The following is a 15,413-nucleotide window of genomic DNA, read 5'->3' on the forward strand; positions in this document are numbered from 1 at the left end:
GCAACTTGTTTTCTGTTATTTGGCGTTTGTCGTTCCCTCTGAGAAGCATCGAGCGAACGCTTCTGAGCTTGCTCAGACCGTCGCTCGATGCTGCTGGGTGTTTGATGCCTATGACGGTGACAAGCGGCTCGGTTCAGAGCGCGGAACCGTCATAGGCTGTCATCGTGCTGTAGAGGTCTGCGTACCGTAACGTAGGGTCGAATTCTGCGAGGCAGCGCTCACAAGCCTGCATGAGAGGCTTCGCATAATGTATATTATGTTAAACAAGGTGCTATGTCAGTTCTGTTCATGAGCTGCCTAAGCCGCTGATTCGACAAAACCGCTTCTGACGTCCACTCTCTCAACGGGCCATGTACTAAATGTTCATGGCAAGCCTTTGAATGAGGACCTTCCTGTGAAGCTGGTTCAGAGCCGTTTCTCTTCCGGTCAGCGCGTGCCGCTACTTGTGGAGGATGGTCAGGCGGCACCATTGCCCAAGCTCGTTCCGTTCATCTACGTCCAGCTCAAACTGAGGTACCGCGCTTACAACACGGCTGCGGCCCATCTGCGCGCGATCCAGGCTTTCTACGCCTATGCCAAAAGCCGAGATCTGGATATCGATGAGGAAATCTTGGCATGCCACTTTGAGGCGGTTCTGGCTTTACTAGACGGTTACGCCATCTGGCTCCAAAGCGGCCGTCAAGCCGATAATCTGGTCGCCCGAATCGGCAAAGCTACAACGGCACCTTTTCCGCAGATCGATCCGCGTACCCGTGACCAGTACCTACGGTTGCTGAAGCAGTATCTGTCCTGGTGCGTCACCCGTTATATCCCGCGCGCCCGTCAGAACTCGACCATCCTAGCTAACATTGAGGTTGTATTTGCAGATGTCGCCGACGTCATTGAACGGCGCTTTGAGAGTCATATCATCAATGCTCGTCCCGACCGCACTCGTTACCGCAGCCTGACAGATACGCAACTCCAGATCATTCGCACACTAATTTGTCCAGGCGCCCCGGAGAATCCGTTTCCTGAACGACTGCAGTTGCGCAATTGGCTAATGATTGAGTTGCTGCTAGAGACGGGTATCCGTCGCGGAGAGCTCCTGAAGCTCTACACCACGGATATCAATCAGGGTTCTCAGCATGCCTATGTCAGCATCAATGATCGCGAACATGACCCAGGCGACCCGCGCGCTGAAGAGCCTGCGCTGAAATCACACGGACGGACGATAGGTATCTCTGCACAATTGTATGAGGTCTACGAGCGCTATATCCAGAGCGAACGGCGTCCTCTGCGTGGCGGCAAACCCATGAAGTTACTGTACCGCTATTTGTTCATCTCTGACCGGGGTCGCCCGCTGTCGATCCGCGCATTGTCTAACGTCCTTGATCGGCTTTTTCTGACCATTGAGCTAGCTCATCCAGGATTATTGTCTACACTTTCCGCGCATGACTTTCGCCACACGTTTGCCGATCGTTTTTTGGCTTACCTGGTCGAGAAGCGTGGGCATGATTTGGAGCGGGCAACGGACGAACTCCGACGAGTCTGCGGCTGGTCTGAAACCTCGACGATGCCACTCCGTTATGCAGGTCGTTACCTAGCTGAGTCGGCCAATCTTCACAATGCCAAGCGCGCCTCGGCAGCCTGGGGCCGACTCGACAGTTAAGGAGGTTCACGGTGACCAAATCGGCCGATCAAGAACACGCTTCACCCTCCTCCTCTTCTGAGCGTTATATGTTCAAAGGACCCGCTCAGGTTTCTATTCGAACACGTACTAATGATCAGCCGCGATATGTCGATACCCGGCTGACGGTTTGGACGTGGTACGACGGTGGAGTCGCACTGAAAATTGACTGGGCCGCGCTTGACTTGATTCCAGAGCTCAATGATATCGCCAAAGGCTTTATGGCGTATGCGTTAGAAAAATATGCTCCCCAGACAGCATCCATGCTTGTAAGGTCTCTTGCTTATTTGTCAAGCACAAATCTAGCCCGTTACTTTCCTTGGGATTATCAAGATTTAATCGTTGAATTAAATGGATTCAAACGGTCTAGGCAAAATCTAATCGGATTCCGCAGATTTTATCGCTGGGCAGTTGATAGAGGAATTAAAGGTTTTGATTCAAGGACCTATCTCAAAATCAAGGATGTAAAATCAGAGCGGGTTGACCCGTATGCTCGGATTTTTCTCTCGCAGTCTGGCTTAGAGCTTGATGAGGAAATTCGGCTACTTAAACGTATTGAACGCGATGTCCAGTCGGATGACTGGGCCGAGCTCCAGGCCAACATTATGCTTCACCTGAGTTTTGAATTAGGGCCGCGCTCAATTCAATTGCACTCTCTCGATATTGCGAATTTCGAACTCATCGAGAGTGCTAAGCATGAGAGCTACTTTACCATTTGGTTGCCCATGGCTAAAAAAATCGGCCAACGTCGCCCTGAGCGACGCCCCCGTAAAATAACGGCTCAGTTAGGGGCTAAAATCGCAAGGCATATTTCTGAGATTCAGCGACGCTTTAATAACGGAGTTCCACTGTTTGTCAATACAACCGGTAGGCGTCTATCAGTGCCTGAAATCGGTTCGTACCTTAAAGATGAGTTGCAGAAAGCTGGAATAGACAAGCCGAATCAAGTGTCCATGTTGCTGCGCCATCACTTAGGACAGGGGTTGGCGGATCAAGGAACACCAGCAGAACTGATCGCCGAACTACTCGGGCACAACAGCACAGTTGCAGCACGTGCGTATATAACAGCCACTCCCAATATTGCCCGAATCAAAGAAAAAGCACTCGGTAAGAGTTCTACGTATCAAAAAATTATGCTTAGTCTTCTGACTGGAGAAGTTGTGCAACGTGATAACACGGCGTCCGAAAGAGCAATCCGTGGAGTGATTGACACGCAGTACATTGGAGATATTGGCGCCTGCGCGCTCCCGATAGATACCCACTGTCCCTACAATCCTGTTTATGCCTGCTATACCTGCAGAAAATTTCACCCGTTTGCTAACGGTCGTCATGAGCAGGTAAAAGAGGCTCTGCAGAGGGAGGTTCAACGGTTTATTGACGTAGCAGAGCAAACGGGTGACCTCAGTCACAATCGACCCTTGAGCCAGCATCAGGCAACCATACAGGCTGTGAGTGCTACCATCGAGCGTTGCAGGCAGTACACGGAGGAGCACGCTGATGACGCCGTCTAGGGCAAGGCAGAGCCTTGAAAGCTTCATTAAGCAAGAGCAAGCGCTTTTTGAGTCGCTACCAATTTCTATGCCCTGGAAGTCATCACAATGGTCGGTCGAACGCTGGTTACCGCATCGCCAAAACCAACAAGCAATAACCTTTGAAACGCACCGACAATCGCTTGAGCAGAACGGTTATCCTGCTCCCCCTAAAGCTGCCCTCCCCCTAGACTTTCAGAACTTTTGTAAAGCTCTAGTCGTATATTTACAGCGCACCCGGAATCTGAAATTTTCGATGGTGACCGCTTACAATACCGCCGCCCGGCGCCTGTACAACCCTTTATTTGAGCGGGGTATAACGGACCCTACACTATTAACGCGCGGTGACTTTGAACGCGTCGTAGGGTTTCTCCGTGAGAGCGGCTACAAAAACGTCTATGACGCGACCTCTCATCTAAGGGTGATCTCAGATACTATTGATAAGCTTGAATTAACCGAGCTTGCTATCCATTTTGAGAGCGATGCGAAACCAGAGAAATCCCGACATAACTATGTCTCGCTACACGATACAGATCGTACAGTAAAACAGCGTACATTTGATGATAAATTGCCCTCTCGTGAGGCGATGGATGCGTATGCCCTATGTTCGAATAACCCGATTACTGACGGAGAGGAAATCCTGTTACGAGTGATCGATCTACTGATCGCAACTGGGCAACGAGGTAATGAAGTTGCACTGATCCCCTATGATTGTTGGGTTGAAAGGCCGATCAAAGGGGCAGCGGGCGAAATTGTTTACGATACACACGGTAATCCTCTTGTTGAATGCGGAATCAGATACTTCGCAGAAAAACAATTTCAATCTCGTGTCCACTGGTTTGCTGAGAGTGATACCCCATTAGCTAGGCGGGCAGTTCAACGACTGAAGGAGCTGACTATAGAACAACGAGAAATTGCGAAATGGCAAGAAAACCACCTGGGGCGGGTCTGGAATTATCCCCCTGAATCAGTGATCTCCGAGGCATTAGTTTTAGAGTGGCTAGGATTTAATGGAAAAATCAGCAAATACGGAAACCTATACCTCTTCCTAAAACGCAACGGAATTCATCCATACGACGATGAGTCAAGTAAAAGGCGAGGAAAACCGATAAGCCGACGCTACGTCGCGGGTGAGATTGAACGATTGATAGCTCCCAAGCTCCGTGGCCACATAGTGCTAACTGAAAATATCGGGGGAGCATCTCGTACACTACTTAGAACCAGCGAAACGCTGGCAATTGCTTTCGATGGCCAATTTCGATTCGGCGGACGTGAAGCAAATGTATTTCGTGCGGTCCCGCGTCGAGTTACCCTGATGGATATCAATAACGCATTAGGCCACGATGACTCGCGCTCATCCATTTTTTCGCGCAGGTCATTAACCGAGTCCAACGGGGCTCCGATTCGACTAACTAGCCACCAACCGCGACACTGGCGGAACACTATCTACCATCTGACCGGAATGAGCGATGTTCAGCAAGCATTAGCGTTGGGGCGAAAACGCCTCGACCAGAACGTTTATTACCAACACTCGACCATAGAAGAAAACACCGCTACTCATCAAGACTTCTTAGCTTTCAGTAGTTACTACGAGCGGATTGATTTCTTACATACAGGCATAAGAGAAAAACGCATTCAAGGCGCTTTGACCAATAGCTATCATTCGCTCTTGTTAGAGAAAGGCATAGTCACTGCGGAGGCGTTTCTTACCGTACATGCAACGGCGCTACATGTGACCCCCTTTGGTGGTTGCATTCATGATTTCTCGCAAGCGCCCTGCCCTAAACATCTTCAGTGCTGGAATGGCTGCTCGCACCTGCATCTGATGGGAACTCCATCGGAGCGGGCCAACCTTGAGAGTCAGGCTGAGCATTTGACGAAGGCAATTGCCGTCATGCGCGATGTCGGCGCCGGAGAGGCAGGCAGCGATGTTTGGCTAGCAGACCAGGAGGACAAGCTCAACAATCTAAAAAACGTCCTCGCACGCGATACCAGTGTACGTGTGCAGCGCGTGTTTCCAAATGGTCATCCAATGACTGTTGCGGACACAGACAAACGGCACAGTTCAGTTTCGGATGATTAGAGGCGACCATGGCGCAACTACAGACCTTGAGGGGGCGCAGCTTGGATGAGGCGATCGACGCCCTACTCGCTCAAATGATTAGTTTAGGGTTGCAGTTCGCGCCTATTTCACGCACAGAAGTGCAGCGTCGACTGGGCCTGACGAGCCGCGCCACCCTAGTAGGTGATCGCGGGAGGCGAATCGAGTCTGCCCGTATAGTACAATTGAAAGAAAGTGGAAGAGATCTAGACGGTGCGCGCCGTCGCAGGAGCCTCGAAGAACGTATTTCTAAATTACAAGTAGAGAACGCTTCGTTGATTAGGCAACGAGATAACCTATATGAAGCGCTGTCCGTAATTGTAAACAACTGTCTTCTCAAAGGGCTGGATGTAGAGGATGTACTAGCCCCCTTGCGTAACAGAGAAGATAAGCCTTGCTAGCAATATAATTATATTGGTGTGTTTATCCGGTAGAAACCGTAGGTTTAACCGATACATCTACACTTACTACAAAACCAGCAGTATCACATAGCGCAACCAAATTTTCAGTTGTAAATGCATTGATATTTCCCTGCAAAATTTCTTTCATTAGGGTGGTAGTAATATTTAGCCTTTTCGCTGCTTGCGAAGGGGTAATATTCCAATTTCGCACATGGATTACGAGGGTCATGAGGAGCGTCGAACGGACTCTCATAATTGCAGCCTCTCCTGCATTAGATTCGATCGCATCCCAAATACTTTCATAGGAATTTTCAATCTTGAGTGTGTCACTCATGCATTCTTTAGCAGACTCACCTTTAACCCCTGCCACCTCTGTACTGTCACGCTTCATTGTCATGGCACTAGTATCCTCATTGTTAAGTCGAACCCCGGCATCAGCAGACCTAATGCTCGGGTTCGAATTTGAAAAATTATAACCCTCATCACTATTTAAGCCGTCATTTCTTATGGTTCTGCTCAAAGCCAGTACTTACAAATACTTACCATGGCATAATCTTAACGGCCTTTAAATGCTGCCGTTATTTGCCGTCTACCATTCCAAGCGAGTAGCGCCTTGTAAGCTTATGGCTGCACAAAAGATGCTGGCTTATCGCTATTATTCGGTGAATTTTGTATTACTCCCGATACCGTAGTAGCACTTTTGTCGAGTGAAGTTTTTGGGCACAATTACAGACCCTTCAAAGACGGTGGCAAAGTCTATATTTTCCAGCTTATACGGCGCTACCAACACTGACTCTTGAGCGTTTCCGAGGAAAACTACTGGTTTATTGGCGTCTATGTTGGCGCATTCGTGTGACTGATTAAAGTCTAAGGCGTGCGCCATCAAGTATACCTTCTCGGGCACGCGGGAGTCGCTCAGCTGTCCGCTGGACCAATTCCATCCATAAAAAAGAATAACCCCAGATACAAAAACGGACAGCAATGAGTACAGCGGCGGCAGTTCATCTTGCTTGCCAGTGAGCTTATCCTTTAGCCAGCCGATTGCGGTAAAGAGATGAACAATAAAAAGGGTTATGGTTATCGCAAACACAAATGGAAGCAACAGCTTAAATACCATCAGCCCTGTTATATAAACCAGCGTTATGGGCAGTGCTGACGCATCTACATGAAATACACCATTGATATAGCCGGCCGCTTTGCCTCTCGCGTAAATAACTACGCAAGACAGCACTATAGATACGAGAAGTTTGGTGACAGTAAAGCCCCAGAGCGACTTCACAATTGCGGAGCGCTCTAGGGATACACCAACAAACATTGTGCACAGGGCTACGCCCCACAACCGAAAAGCCAGAGTGTGTTCCCTTACCCACTCGATATCGCTGCCAGCGGCGCGAGTGATAGCTAGCATGAGGCCGATGAAACCGAGCAGGCCCAAGGCTATCTTCAAGTTTTGGCTGCGTTGCTCCTGTTGGCGACTTTGCGCTCTTAACCACTCGTTCAAACCTTGGTTAATACCACGTACGTGGTATTTCAAAGACTTTTGGCGATTGTAGGACATATCGCTTTCAGAACCACTTAGCTCGTGATGAATGCCTTCAAGTCGCGCTTCTATTTCTTTACTCATGTCGCCATCACCAATTCTAATGAAATCGATCTTTGCACTGCAAGAATACAGTGCTCATCGGCCAGGTACTGATGTATTGAAAGATATGTAACAATTCCAGCGCCTTATAACTTGATCAGTCAAATTCATCAGGCTCGTTACGTTGGTCGAGATCTAACGTCTGTCCAGCAGGCCACGCCACTAGTCGTTCCCGTAGTCGGGCTCGTACTCTATTTCTCGCTCGTCCTGATCTATGTACTCTTCCTCGAATTCTGCTGCTTTCATTTCTTCGGCACCATCCAAACGCAAATCACAGGACGGACAGTAAAATTCCACGGGAGTGAAGTACCTCTCTACGGTTTCGTACCCGCTCTCGTGATCTTGATCGATGACTTCTTCGTGGACACGATCTCCCCCCAGAAATCCTTTGCACTTACAGGCTGGGCACGGGATATCCCAATAGTTATCCAGAAGGTACCGGAAGGCATCCCGATAGGTATACCAGTAGAACGCTTGAGATCTCTCTCGAAGCTCCTCAAGATCTTTTTTGCTGCGTTTCTTGTCTTCAGGAGCTGCAAAGGCAGCGCGCGCATTCGCAATGCGTTGTTTCGCAGCCTCTACCTTGATCGTGTGGAAGTCGTCAGCCAAGGTGGCTGGGATTTTAGAGTCGCTCCCGACCCAGTCTTCAAGCTCTAGATCCATTGAGGCCAGGATGAGTTGGACCGTAGACCAGAACTGACCCTCCCAGTCTTTATCCCCCATACCGGCGAATGCCGCCTGACCGGAATGGAGCTCGGCGTTCCTGCGAGACGAAATTATCTTGCATGCCTCCGCATGCGGGGTTCCGAATTTCTCGACCGTATGCTTTAAACGAGCGAATACCACATGGGCGCTGATTGTCTTGACCTTAGTATCAGTCTCGACGCCGCATGCCTCGAGTAGGCTGTTCGTATTTTCTGTTTCGACTACTAAGCACGGGTGAATGCCTGCTAACTGCGCCTTCCCGAGAAGCTCTAGTGCCAACGCAGCCCAGATCTGGTAGACCTCAGAATCCTTTGACCCTTTAGCCTGTAGGGCCCGTGATGCATAGAGCCGGGACTTACCCAACAATGCCTCGGCTGAGATAGCTGGAGGTACTTCATTGTGTAATTTTTTCGCGCCGCTTCCTGCGTTATGCATTGTTAAAGCTCTCCATGACCGTCAGCCTTAGAAGCTTGCGTTCCGTGTTTTCAACTGTAGCTGTTCGGCGATGTAGAAAGCGCCAGTTATCAAGAAGCAAAAACCTCCCGGTAAACCAATCAATCTTGTGCTCGCCGTCGGGCTTCTCTTGTTGTAAGGCGCGCATGATCTCCCGAGCACCAACATCCATAGGCGCCATACAGCCGGGGTCATACCTGTAGTAGCGATCGGAGGCGGCCCGGGCCGCGGCGTAGAAACTACTGCCGCCATTGGTAATCCTGAACACCGACGAGCGAGCTGTCGCCGAGTTCAAAGAGGTGAAGGAGCGACCTTCGCAGATGAGTGTGTTAGCGGTCTGCTGATTCGCCTCCAAGCAGCCCATGATTAGATACCGCGGCGGCGTACTCCAGTGTGCTCCGTCGGTGTGCCAGGGGAAATGGCTCAGACCGTAGCGGGCACTGAGAGAGCGAGGGTTAGCAGCTCGTCTATTGGTCGGAACCAAATGGTCAATTAATGGGCCGCGCCGTCGCGAAGCGCAGGGCTGCCCGAGGCTATAGCCGATGGTCAGCGCAGCTTTCTCCATCGCCTCGAGTCTAGCGCGTGGAAGGTGGAAGCTGGCCCAACCGCACGAACTCAAACTCGATATGGCATCTTCTATTAGATCAAGCACTTAACATCCTTGAACGGTGTCCTTACGGTGGACATTATCCACCTTAAGTCAGCATCCACTTAACCGTGACAGACCAGCTCGCATGGCGAATCTGCTGACATCGCTATACCAAATGATTTGCGGCAGTAACGGCTCAGCGCAGGATATCGTGCAAGCCTCTACAGTGGTAAATGCGGACACGCTTGGCTTGGCGATCCTATCCAAAGGTGCACGCCACTAAGTCATCTCGAATGGTAGCATGTGGCACACTGCCAGCGGAGCTGGTCGGGACAACAATGAAGTGAAGGGATGTCGGTATGATCAGAAGGTTCCGGCTGGAGCAAAAGTCTCATTACGAGAGGCTGGTCATTGCTCAACGTTTGTCGGACATGCTTGAGAAGTTCCTTGATGGGAGGCGCGCTCCACTCGCGATCGGAGCGGAACAGGGCGGTATCGAAGAGTGGGATGACGTGGTGATCCTCCACTCCCCAGATTCCTTTGAGCATCTGCAGGTCAAACGCCAGGCCAGTGATTTCTGCACCAAGAATCCAGATAAGACAAAACACCCGGCCAAGCCGTCCAAAGGTGCATCTGCCGGCACTGAGCCCATAGCGGACTCAGTCATAGACTCGGCATTCGCCAGCCTCGCTAAGCACGCTGGCTTGGGCACTTTCGGTTCCCTCCCCGACCGTCAGTTTCAGCTGACCCTCGTGGGTGCACATCTGAAGATCAAAAAAGACCTCACCGTCGACCATTTGGATGCGTTGTGCAAACTGTGTCGCCTGGACGGACTTGATCTGGACGAACTTGCCAATCGCAAGGATGGCCCCACCGAACGAACCTATCTTTGGCTCACGACCTGGTGCGGGTTCCAGGATTGGGCTCAGATCAGGGATACCCTGCGTCGAGTAACCATCGTCTGCGTTGGCAACGATGCAACCTTGGAGCAACGCTCCGCTGAATCTCTTGGCCGGCACTTTACCGATCCGAAACGGACGCTTGAACGGCTGATAACGTACATCACTGGCGAGACATCTGACGTGTCGGCTTTGGGATGCCATGCGGTAGTCCGAGAGCTCAAGGACGAGCTTCGCCCAGATATCGAAACCTGGGCACAGTATCTGTTAGGCGACGAAGTTCTGCCTGCCGGCAGGTCATGGTCGTTCGCTGGTACCCATGATCTTAGTGGGGTGGCTCCCCGATCTGCGCAGGGGGTTGTGGAGCACATGTGGAGCACTGAACCTGGGAACCGGAAGCTCAGGATATACGCTCCATACACGCCCTCCATCGGAGCAAATCTCACTCTTCCATCAGCAATACTGCGCATGGCTTTGCACCTGCCCAATGGCAGTCAGAGTCTAATGCTAGGCGTACCGACGTGGCGCGGTAACGTCGGCCATGAAATCGGGCACACGTTCGGTTGCGCGGAGAGCGACCTGAGCAACCTCCCGTGGCTCGAAAACCCTGAGCGTCTTGCGTGCGCGCTGGATCATGAATTCAAGACACAAGGCGCTGTCCGAGCGGAAGCTGAAGCGCTCGCAAACGCCATGGACGACTTGGTGTGGCAACGCCTCATCCAAGGTGTCTCTGAAAAGCTCACGGCCATTACTGATCCGGCCCTCGCTGACGCCATGGAAGCGGTTTGGCTGGAATGGTTGGACGGATTCGCCAAGAATCCCGAGAACCGCCGAAAATTTCTGGAACAGCTTCTGTACCCGGAAACGGAAGGGAAAAACGCGAAGCACGCGCTTCGCCTCGGCCCCCGCACCTTAGACCTGCTGGTCACCGCCGTTGAAATTCTGTTGCTGGTTGCGGTTGGGGTCGGTGGAAGCGGCACCGGCTGGGCGTCCTTCCCGGATTGTGGGCAGGTGCTGAGCATCGCGCTTAAGTACTGGTCTGGCCCCGCAGGCAGCGCTCCAGAAGTCCGTGAGCTGTCTGACGATCCTTTGATGACGGTTATCGGCCCTTCTCCTGCTCCGGTCGTAATCCTGTCAGGCGTGAGCGCCTCCCCCTCAGAGCTGTTGAACATAGGGATGGCTGACGACGCCGAGGCAGCTACCAGCATGGCGGCAGAGCGCCAGCCGCACCTGCTCGTCACCCGGTCTGGGGCGTTTAATCATCTGCGTAGGGGGAACCTGGCCTCTGTGCGACAACACTTCACTAAGCAATGGCAAGATCGACTGCTCGCCCGCGAGTCAGCCATCGAGACAAACGCGAAAGGACTCTGAAATGCTAACAATCCCGGAGATGGTTGCAGCCATCTCAAAGCGTGCCGAAGGTCGCTATGAAGTTTTCTCGTCCGATACGTTTGAACTGGCTTCGCCGTCGATCGAGATCGACTCTACTACAGTGCAGCTCAAACGGGTCAATCAGGAAGGTGCGGGCTGGCGGACTGTGTTGATCGCAGCCTTTCCCTTCGATTCGGCAAAAATCCAAAGCGCATTTCGGTGGGCAGCGGATGTCCGTGACATGCTTGCGGAGCCGCAAACAGCCGACCTCTACATGTTCATGCTCATCGAAGGCATTGCGTCAGAAGATGCAGCTCGCCTCGAGACGGACGATCGCTTCTGCAGAAAGATAGTGGTCAGAGAGCAGGAAGACGTCGGCTCCTTTCTAGACCGTAGTTTCTTGGCGACCCTTTCGCCCGCCGGTAGCTCAGACAACATCAGTGATCCACTGCTAGCGTCCCTGGGCTCACTGGGCCTGGCGCATTCCTGGGTGGTGCCGCATCTCGAAACGTGGCGAGAATTACTGTTGTCTGGAAAATCAGGCGGTGATATCGCTGAAGCCCTGAAGGTTGCAGCGTTTGGTGAAGAGGACTCCCAATGAAACAGCTGAAGTCCATTACGCTTTCCAACATCCGCAGGTTTGGCGCCGACACCACGATTGAGCTTAGCCGCGGTGCAACCATTCTCCTTGCGCCCAATGGCACCGGAAAGACGGCGATCTTCGAAGCCATAGAGTTCGGTCTCACCGGCAAGATCTCCCGACTCGGCGAAAATCTTTCCCCAATCATTCGAGACACTCAAGCCATGGCTCGAGTGAGCCTGGATTTCGGTGATGTGCAAGCCTCTGCTCAGGTGAGCAAAATTGGTGACGTTGAAAGAACGGGCGACCTTAGCCCTCTTTTTCCAGATACAAACCCTGAGGACATTCCGTTTCTGCTGAGGCTTACCCATCTGCTTGATCAGCGCGAAGGGGAATGGCTGGTAAAGGCAGATGCCAAAGTTGCAGGCTCTCAGTTGGCCCGGTTGCCGATTGGCAAAGATGGCACCCAGGTGAGCTCTGCCCTTGGCGGCATTCGCCGCGCGCTCACTGAGCAACTGAAACAAGCCAAGAGCGCACTCGAAACACTCGAAACAGAATTTGGTGAATGGCAAAGCTTGACCCTTGACCGGGATCTGGCAGCTTCTCAGTCTCAAGGCGCACTTCGTAGCAAAGAAAACATCGCTGAATCCATTTCGGATATCGCGCGCCAGGCGCAGAGCTTCGAGCAGTTGCCCGCAGGCCTACTGGTTCCGCCGCTGGGCCAGGATGGCTTGGAAACGGTGCATGATGCGTTGGAGCAATTGGTACAAACCAAGCTAGACCGACTTCGTGATCAGATCACGGCGCTGGCTGAGGTTGACGGGCTCATAGGCCGGTTCGTGTCTGAGCAAGCACGTTCAGAGCAGCTTGGTAACGATCTCATCACTGTTACGCAGGAGCTTGCACAGAAGAAGCAAGATCGCGCCCTAGTCGCTGCCAATCATGAGCGACTCCAGCAGGAGTTGGTCGCTGCAGAAGGTGAGCGTGATGCTATCGGTCAGCAGCTCAATCGGCACGTGAATGAGAGCCAGGCCAAAGAGGCGGTCGATCAACGCAAGCAGGTACTGGAGACCGCTGACAAGACTCTGACCAGCGCTGAATCCTTGGCCTCCACCTTGCGTAGCGAGCATGAAGGCAATGAGCAACTCGGCGTCCAACATGACCTCATCAATAGGCAACGCAAGGCGTTGCTACAGATAGACGCTGACCTTCTCACCGCTCATCAACTCCTGGAGCGCTGGGAGCAGACGCTTCAGCACGTTGCGGAGGTTACGGGCTCCATCAGCGGTGAAGAGGCACAAGAGGATGTCCTTCAAGAACAGCTGCGAATCGCTGTTTCGGCAAGGGTGGCCGCTGAAGGTGAGGAGCTGGCCGCGAAGAGCCATCACGAGACCTTGACCTCGGCCGCTGATTCAATACGGCAAGCCGTTGCGTCCATCGCCGCCCACCTGCCCAGCGATCGCGGTGACTGCCCCCTATGTGGCGAAGAGCACGGCGCAGTAATCCTTCATGCACGTGTCGCCAAGGCTTTGGAGGCTATCGACCCCAATGTCGTCGACGCCGAACGACGCGTCAAGAAGGCCACCGATGCTTTACGTGAATGTACCGAGGCGGTAGCACACGCCGAAGCAGAATTGAGAGCATGCAAGGGTAGGATTGTTGAGCTGGAATACCAGCAGGCCAGCCTGCTGGCGGACGTAGACGATCTCAGAACCAACGTTCTGCTCGGCGGCGATACGGTACCCCTCGCGAAAGAGTCGATCCGACGTCGCGAAGATGCAAATGCTTCCGCCAAGCTTCAGCTCGACGAGAAGCAGCGCAATCTTGCGCCCCCGCTAGCCCCCGAGGCCTTTGATCAGACCAGAAACGCCTACGATTCGGCTGTTCGTGCATTGGACACCGCGCGGCAGGGCCGATCAGAGGCCGGCAGCAGGCTTGAGCAGGCTATCGCGGCATTGGCGGCAATCACCGCAGACGCTCCGCCAGCACAAACGCTGGAAGAGCTGTCCTTGGCGCAAAACCAAAATGCGAATCAGATCGCAGACCTAAGCGCCAAGGTGACGGCCGAGCAATCCGCATTGAATCGGCAGCAGATTCAACTGACCGACGTGACGAATAGTGTATCTGACCTGGAAACCCAGCTGTCCGATGCCCAATCTCGACTCGCGACTGTCCGAGCTTCCTGGCGCCAGTTATCGTTTCCCGGCGATCCAACTGCCGAGGTTGCTAGCAGTCGTGAGGCTCAGTTGCAGTCCTCCGTCACTGAGCTGGCTCGACACTCAGAAACGCTACAAACGATCAAAATCGAGATTGGTGCCTGGAGCAAATTGGAGCAGGCGCGCCTGGCCCAGGGTCTCCTGGACCGCCGACGCGGCGAGTTGTCGGAGGATGAGTTCACCGCCAATCTTCGTCAGCGAGTGGAGAAAGAACAATCGAGCCAGAAGCGTCTGTCACTGCTATCCGATGCGATGGACAAGCTCAATCAGTACCTATCCTCCGAAATCGCTAATGTTCAAAAACACGTACTCGCCGTAGTACCGCGGTGGCAGGCGCTCTTGAGGCGAGTGGTTAGAGAGCAGCGTTTCACCGGGACGAATCTGGATTTTCGTAGCCTCTATAGAAAGGAGCGTGCTGAAGTGTCGGTGCCGCTCCACGGGGAATTAGTCCCGGTACCGGCGATAGCCAGTGAAGCTCAGCTAACGGATTTGCAGCTGACGTTCCTGCTGTCAATGGCCCTGGATCATCAGTGGTCTTCTTGGCGCGGTCTGCTTCTAGACGACCCAACCCAGCATCATGATCTGGTACATGCAGCGTCGGTATTCGATGTCCTTCGTGATTACATCGTCGATCATGGTTTCCAAGTCGTGATTGCAACCCATGACGCTCTTCAGGCCCGATACTTTATGCGTAAACTGCAGAACGACGGGATCGAGGCGCGCATATGGTCACTTGTTCCAACCCCTGATGGAGTGACCGCGTCGGAGGCCCCATGGCCAGGCAGAAGCAATGTGATGGTGAGTGAGTAGCGAAGAGTCGCTATTGCTCCAGCAATCGCAGCTAGAGACCGCCGATGCACTACAGAATGCGTTGGATCAGGCTTTTACCATCTCGACGGCGCAGTCTGTATCAGCGCCCCAAGCCCGCAGCTACGTGTTTGAGGTGATCGATAGCGATGGTCGGCCGGCGGCAGCGGCTGAGGTGTGCTTGGTCAATGGTAATGGGAAGACATTCAAAGCACGTACCGATGGCCATGGACGAGCCGAACTCACCCCACAGCCTTTGATCGCACCGATCGCGTATGTCGCTCACCCACTGCACCGTGGAGTGACAGTCACGGAACCACTGGAGCATAATCTTGTGCGCAAACCTGAATCCGTGAACGAAGGATCGTTCATCTCAACTGAGGCAGCTCATCATTGGGATGCCCTTGGTGTACGATCGAACTCATACACGACGAGCAAAGCCGGACGTACATGT

General features: G+C 52.8%; 10 protein-coding genes. 6 read left to right on the plus strand and 4 right to left on the minus strand.

Features of this window, described 5'->3' with window-relative positions:
* Positions 1–394: 394 nt before the first annotated feature.
* From AC07VG_RS00055 to AC07VG_RS00065, 3 genes are read left to right on the plus strand one after another with little or no spacing between them, the layout of a single operon-like run.
* Positions 395–1,648 (plus strand): tyrosine-type recombinase/integrase, encoded by a 1,254-nt coding sequence (locus tag AC07VG_RS00055; protein WP_495020223.1) that lies wholly within the window; start codon positions 395–397, stop codon positions 1,646–1,648.
* Positions 1,649–1,659: 11 nt separating this feature from the next.
* Positions 1,660–3,177 (plus strand): tyrosine-type recombinase/integrase, encoded by a 1,518-nt coding sequence (locus AC07VG_RS00060; protein WP_495020224.1) that lies wholly within the window; start codon positions 1,660–1,662, stop codon positions 3,175–3,177.
* Positions 3,164–5,278 carry a hypothetical protein gene (locus AC07VG_RS00065; protein WP_495020225.1) on the plus strand — a complete coding sequence of 705 codons (2,115 nt, stop codon included), beginning with the start codon at positions 3,164–3,166 and terminating at the stop codon, positions 5,276–5,278. Before AC07VG_RS00060 ends, AC07VG_RS00065 begins: the two co-directional genes overlap by 14 nt.
* Positions 5,279–5,719: 441 nt before the next feature.
* On the opposite strand, the gene AC07VG_RS00070 is transcribed toward AC07VG_RS00065, so the two are convergent.
* From AC07VG_RS00070 to AC07VG_RS00085, 4 genes are all read right to left on the minus strand, one after another.
* Positions 5,720–6,094, minus strand: a complete 375-nt coding sequence (locus AC07VG_RS00070) for a helix-turn-helix domain-containing protein (RefSeq protein WP_495020226.1) — start codon at positions 6,092–6,094, stop codon at positions 5,720–5,722.
* 258 nt (positions 6,095–6,352) lie between these two features.
* Positions 6,353–7,321 carry a hypothetical protein gene (locus tag AC07VG_RS00075; RefSeq protein ID WP_495020227.1) on the minus strand — a complete coding sequence of 323 codons (969 nt, stop codon included), beginning with the start codon at positions 7,319–7,321 and terminating at the stop codon, positions 6,353–6,355.
* A gap of 180 nt (positions 7,322–7,501) precedes the next feature.
* Positions 7,502–8,479: a hypothetical protein gene (locus tag AC07VG_RS00080; RefSeq protein ID WP_495020228.1), complete on the minus strand. Its 978-nt coding sequence runs from the start codon at positions 8,477–8,479 to the stop codon at positions 7,502–7,504.
* On the minus strand, positions 8,472–8,861 hold the full coding sequence (locus AC07VG_RS00085; RefSeq protein ID WP_495020229.1) for a TauD/TfdA family dioxygenase: 390 nt from the start codon (positions 8,859–8,861) through the stop codon (positions 8,472–8,474). The genes AC07VG_RS00080 and AC07VG_RS00085 overlap by 8 nt, the downstream gene beginning before the upstream one ends.
* 584 nt (positions 8,862–9,445) lie before the next feature.
* Here AC07VG_RS00085 and AC07VG_RS00090 point away from each other — a divergent pair.
* The 3 genes from AC07VG_RS00090 to AC07VG_RS00100 are packed head-to-tail and all read left to right on the plus strand — an operon-like array spanning position 9,446 to position 14,962.
* Positions 9,446–11,356 carry an ABC-three component system protein gene (locus AC07VG_RS00090; protein ID WP_495020230.1) on the plus strand — a complete coding sequence of 637 codons (1,911 nt, stop codon included), beginning with the start codon at positions 9,446–9,448 and terminating at the stop codon, positions 11,354–11,356.
* Position 11,357: 1 nt separating this feature from the next.
* Positions 11,358–11,957 (plus strand): ABC-three component system middle component 1, encoded by a 600-nt coding sequence (locus tag AC07VG_RS00095; RefSeq protein ID WP_495020231.1) that lies wholly within the window; start codon positions 11,358–11,360, stop codon positions 11,955–11,957.
* Positions 11,954–14,962 carry an AAA family ATPase gene (locus AC07VG_RS00100; RefSeq protein WP_495020232.1) on the plus strand — a complete coding sequence of 1,003 codons (3,009 nt, stop codon included), beginning with the start codon at positions 11,954–11,956 and terminating at the stop codon, positions 14,960–14,962. The genes AC07VG_RS00095 and AC07VG_RS00100 overlap by 4 nt, the downstream gene beginning before the upstream one ends.
* The last annotated feature ends 451 nt before the right edge of the window (positions 14,963–15,413 follow it).

It is taken from the genome of Pseudomonas sp. GW821-FHT03C07, from assembly GCF_059420925.1.

Bases quoted from the DNA above. Each gene is read 5' to 3' on its own strand.
- AC07VG_RS00065 (WP_495020225.1), top strand. From the start codon at position 3,164: ATGACGCCGTCTAGGGCAAGGCAGAGCCTTGAAAGCTTCATTAAGCAA.
- AC07VG_RS00070 (WP_495020226.1), bottom strand. From the start codon at position 6,094: ATGACAATGAAGCGTGACAGTACAGAGGTGGCAGGGGTTAAAGGTGAG.
- AC07VG_RS00075 (WP_495020227.1), bottom strand. From the start codon at position 7,321: ATGAGTAAAGAAATAGAAGCGCGACTTGAAGGCATTCATCACGAGCTA.
- AC07VG_RS00080 (WP_495020228.1), bottom strand. From the start codon at position 8,479: ATGCATAACGCAGGAAGCGGCGCGAAAAAATTACACAATGAAGTACCT.
- AC07VG_RS00085 (WP_495020229.1), bottom strand. From the start codon at position 8,861: ATGGGCTGCTTGGAGGCGAATCAGCAGACCGCTAACACACTCATCTGC.
- AC07VG_RS00090 (WP_495020230.1), top strand. From the start codon at position 9,446: ATGATCAGAAGGTTCCGGCTGGAGCAAAAGTCTCATTACGAGAGGCTG.
- AC07VG_RS00095 (WP_495020231.1), top strand. From the start codon at position 11,358: ATGCTAACAATCCCGGAGATGGTTGCAGCCATCTCAAAGCGTGCCGAA.
- AC07VG_RS00100 (WP_495020232.1), top strand. From the start codon at position 11,954: ATGAAACAGCTGAAGTCCATTACGCTTTCCAACATCCGCAGGTTTGGC.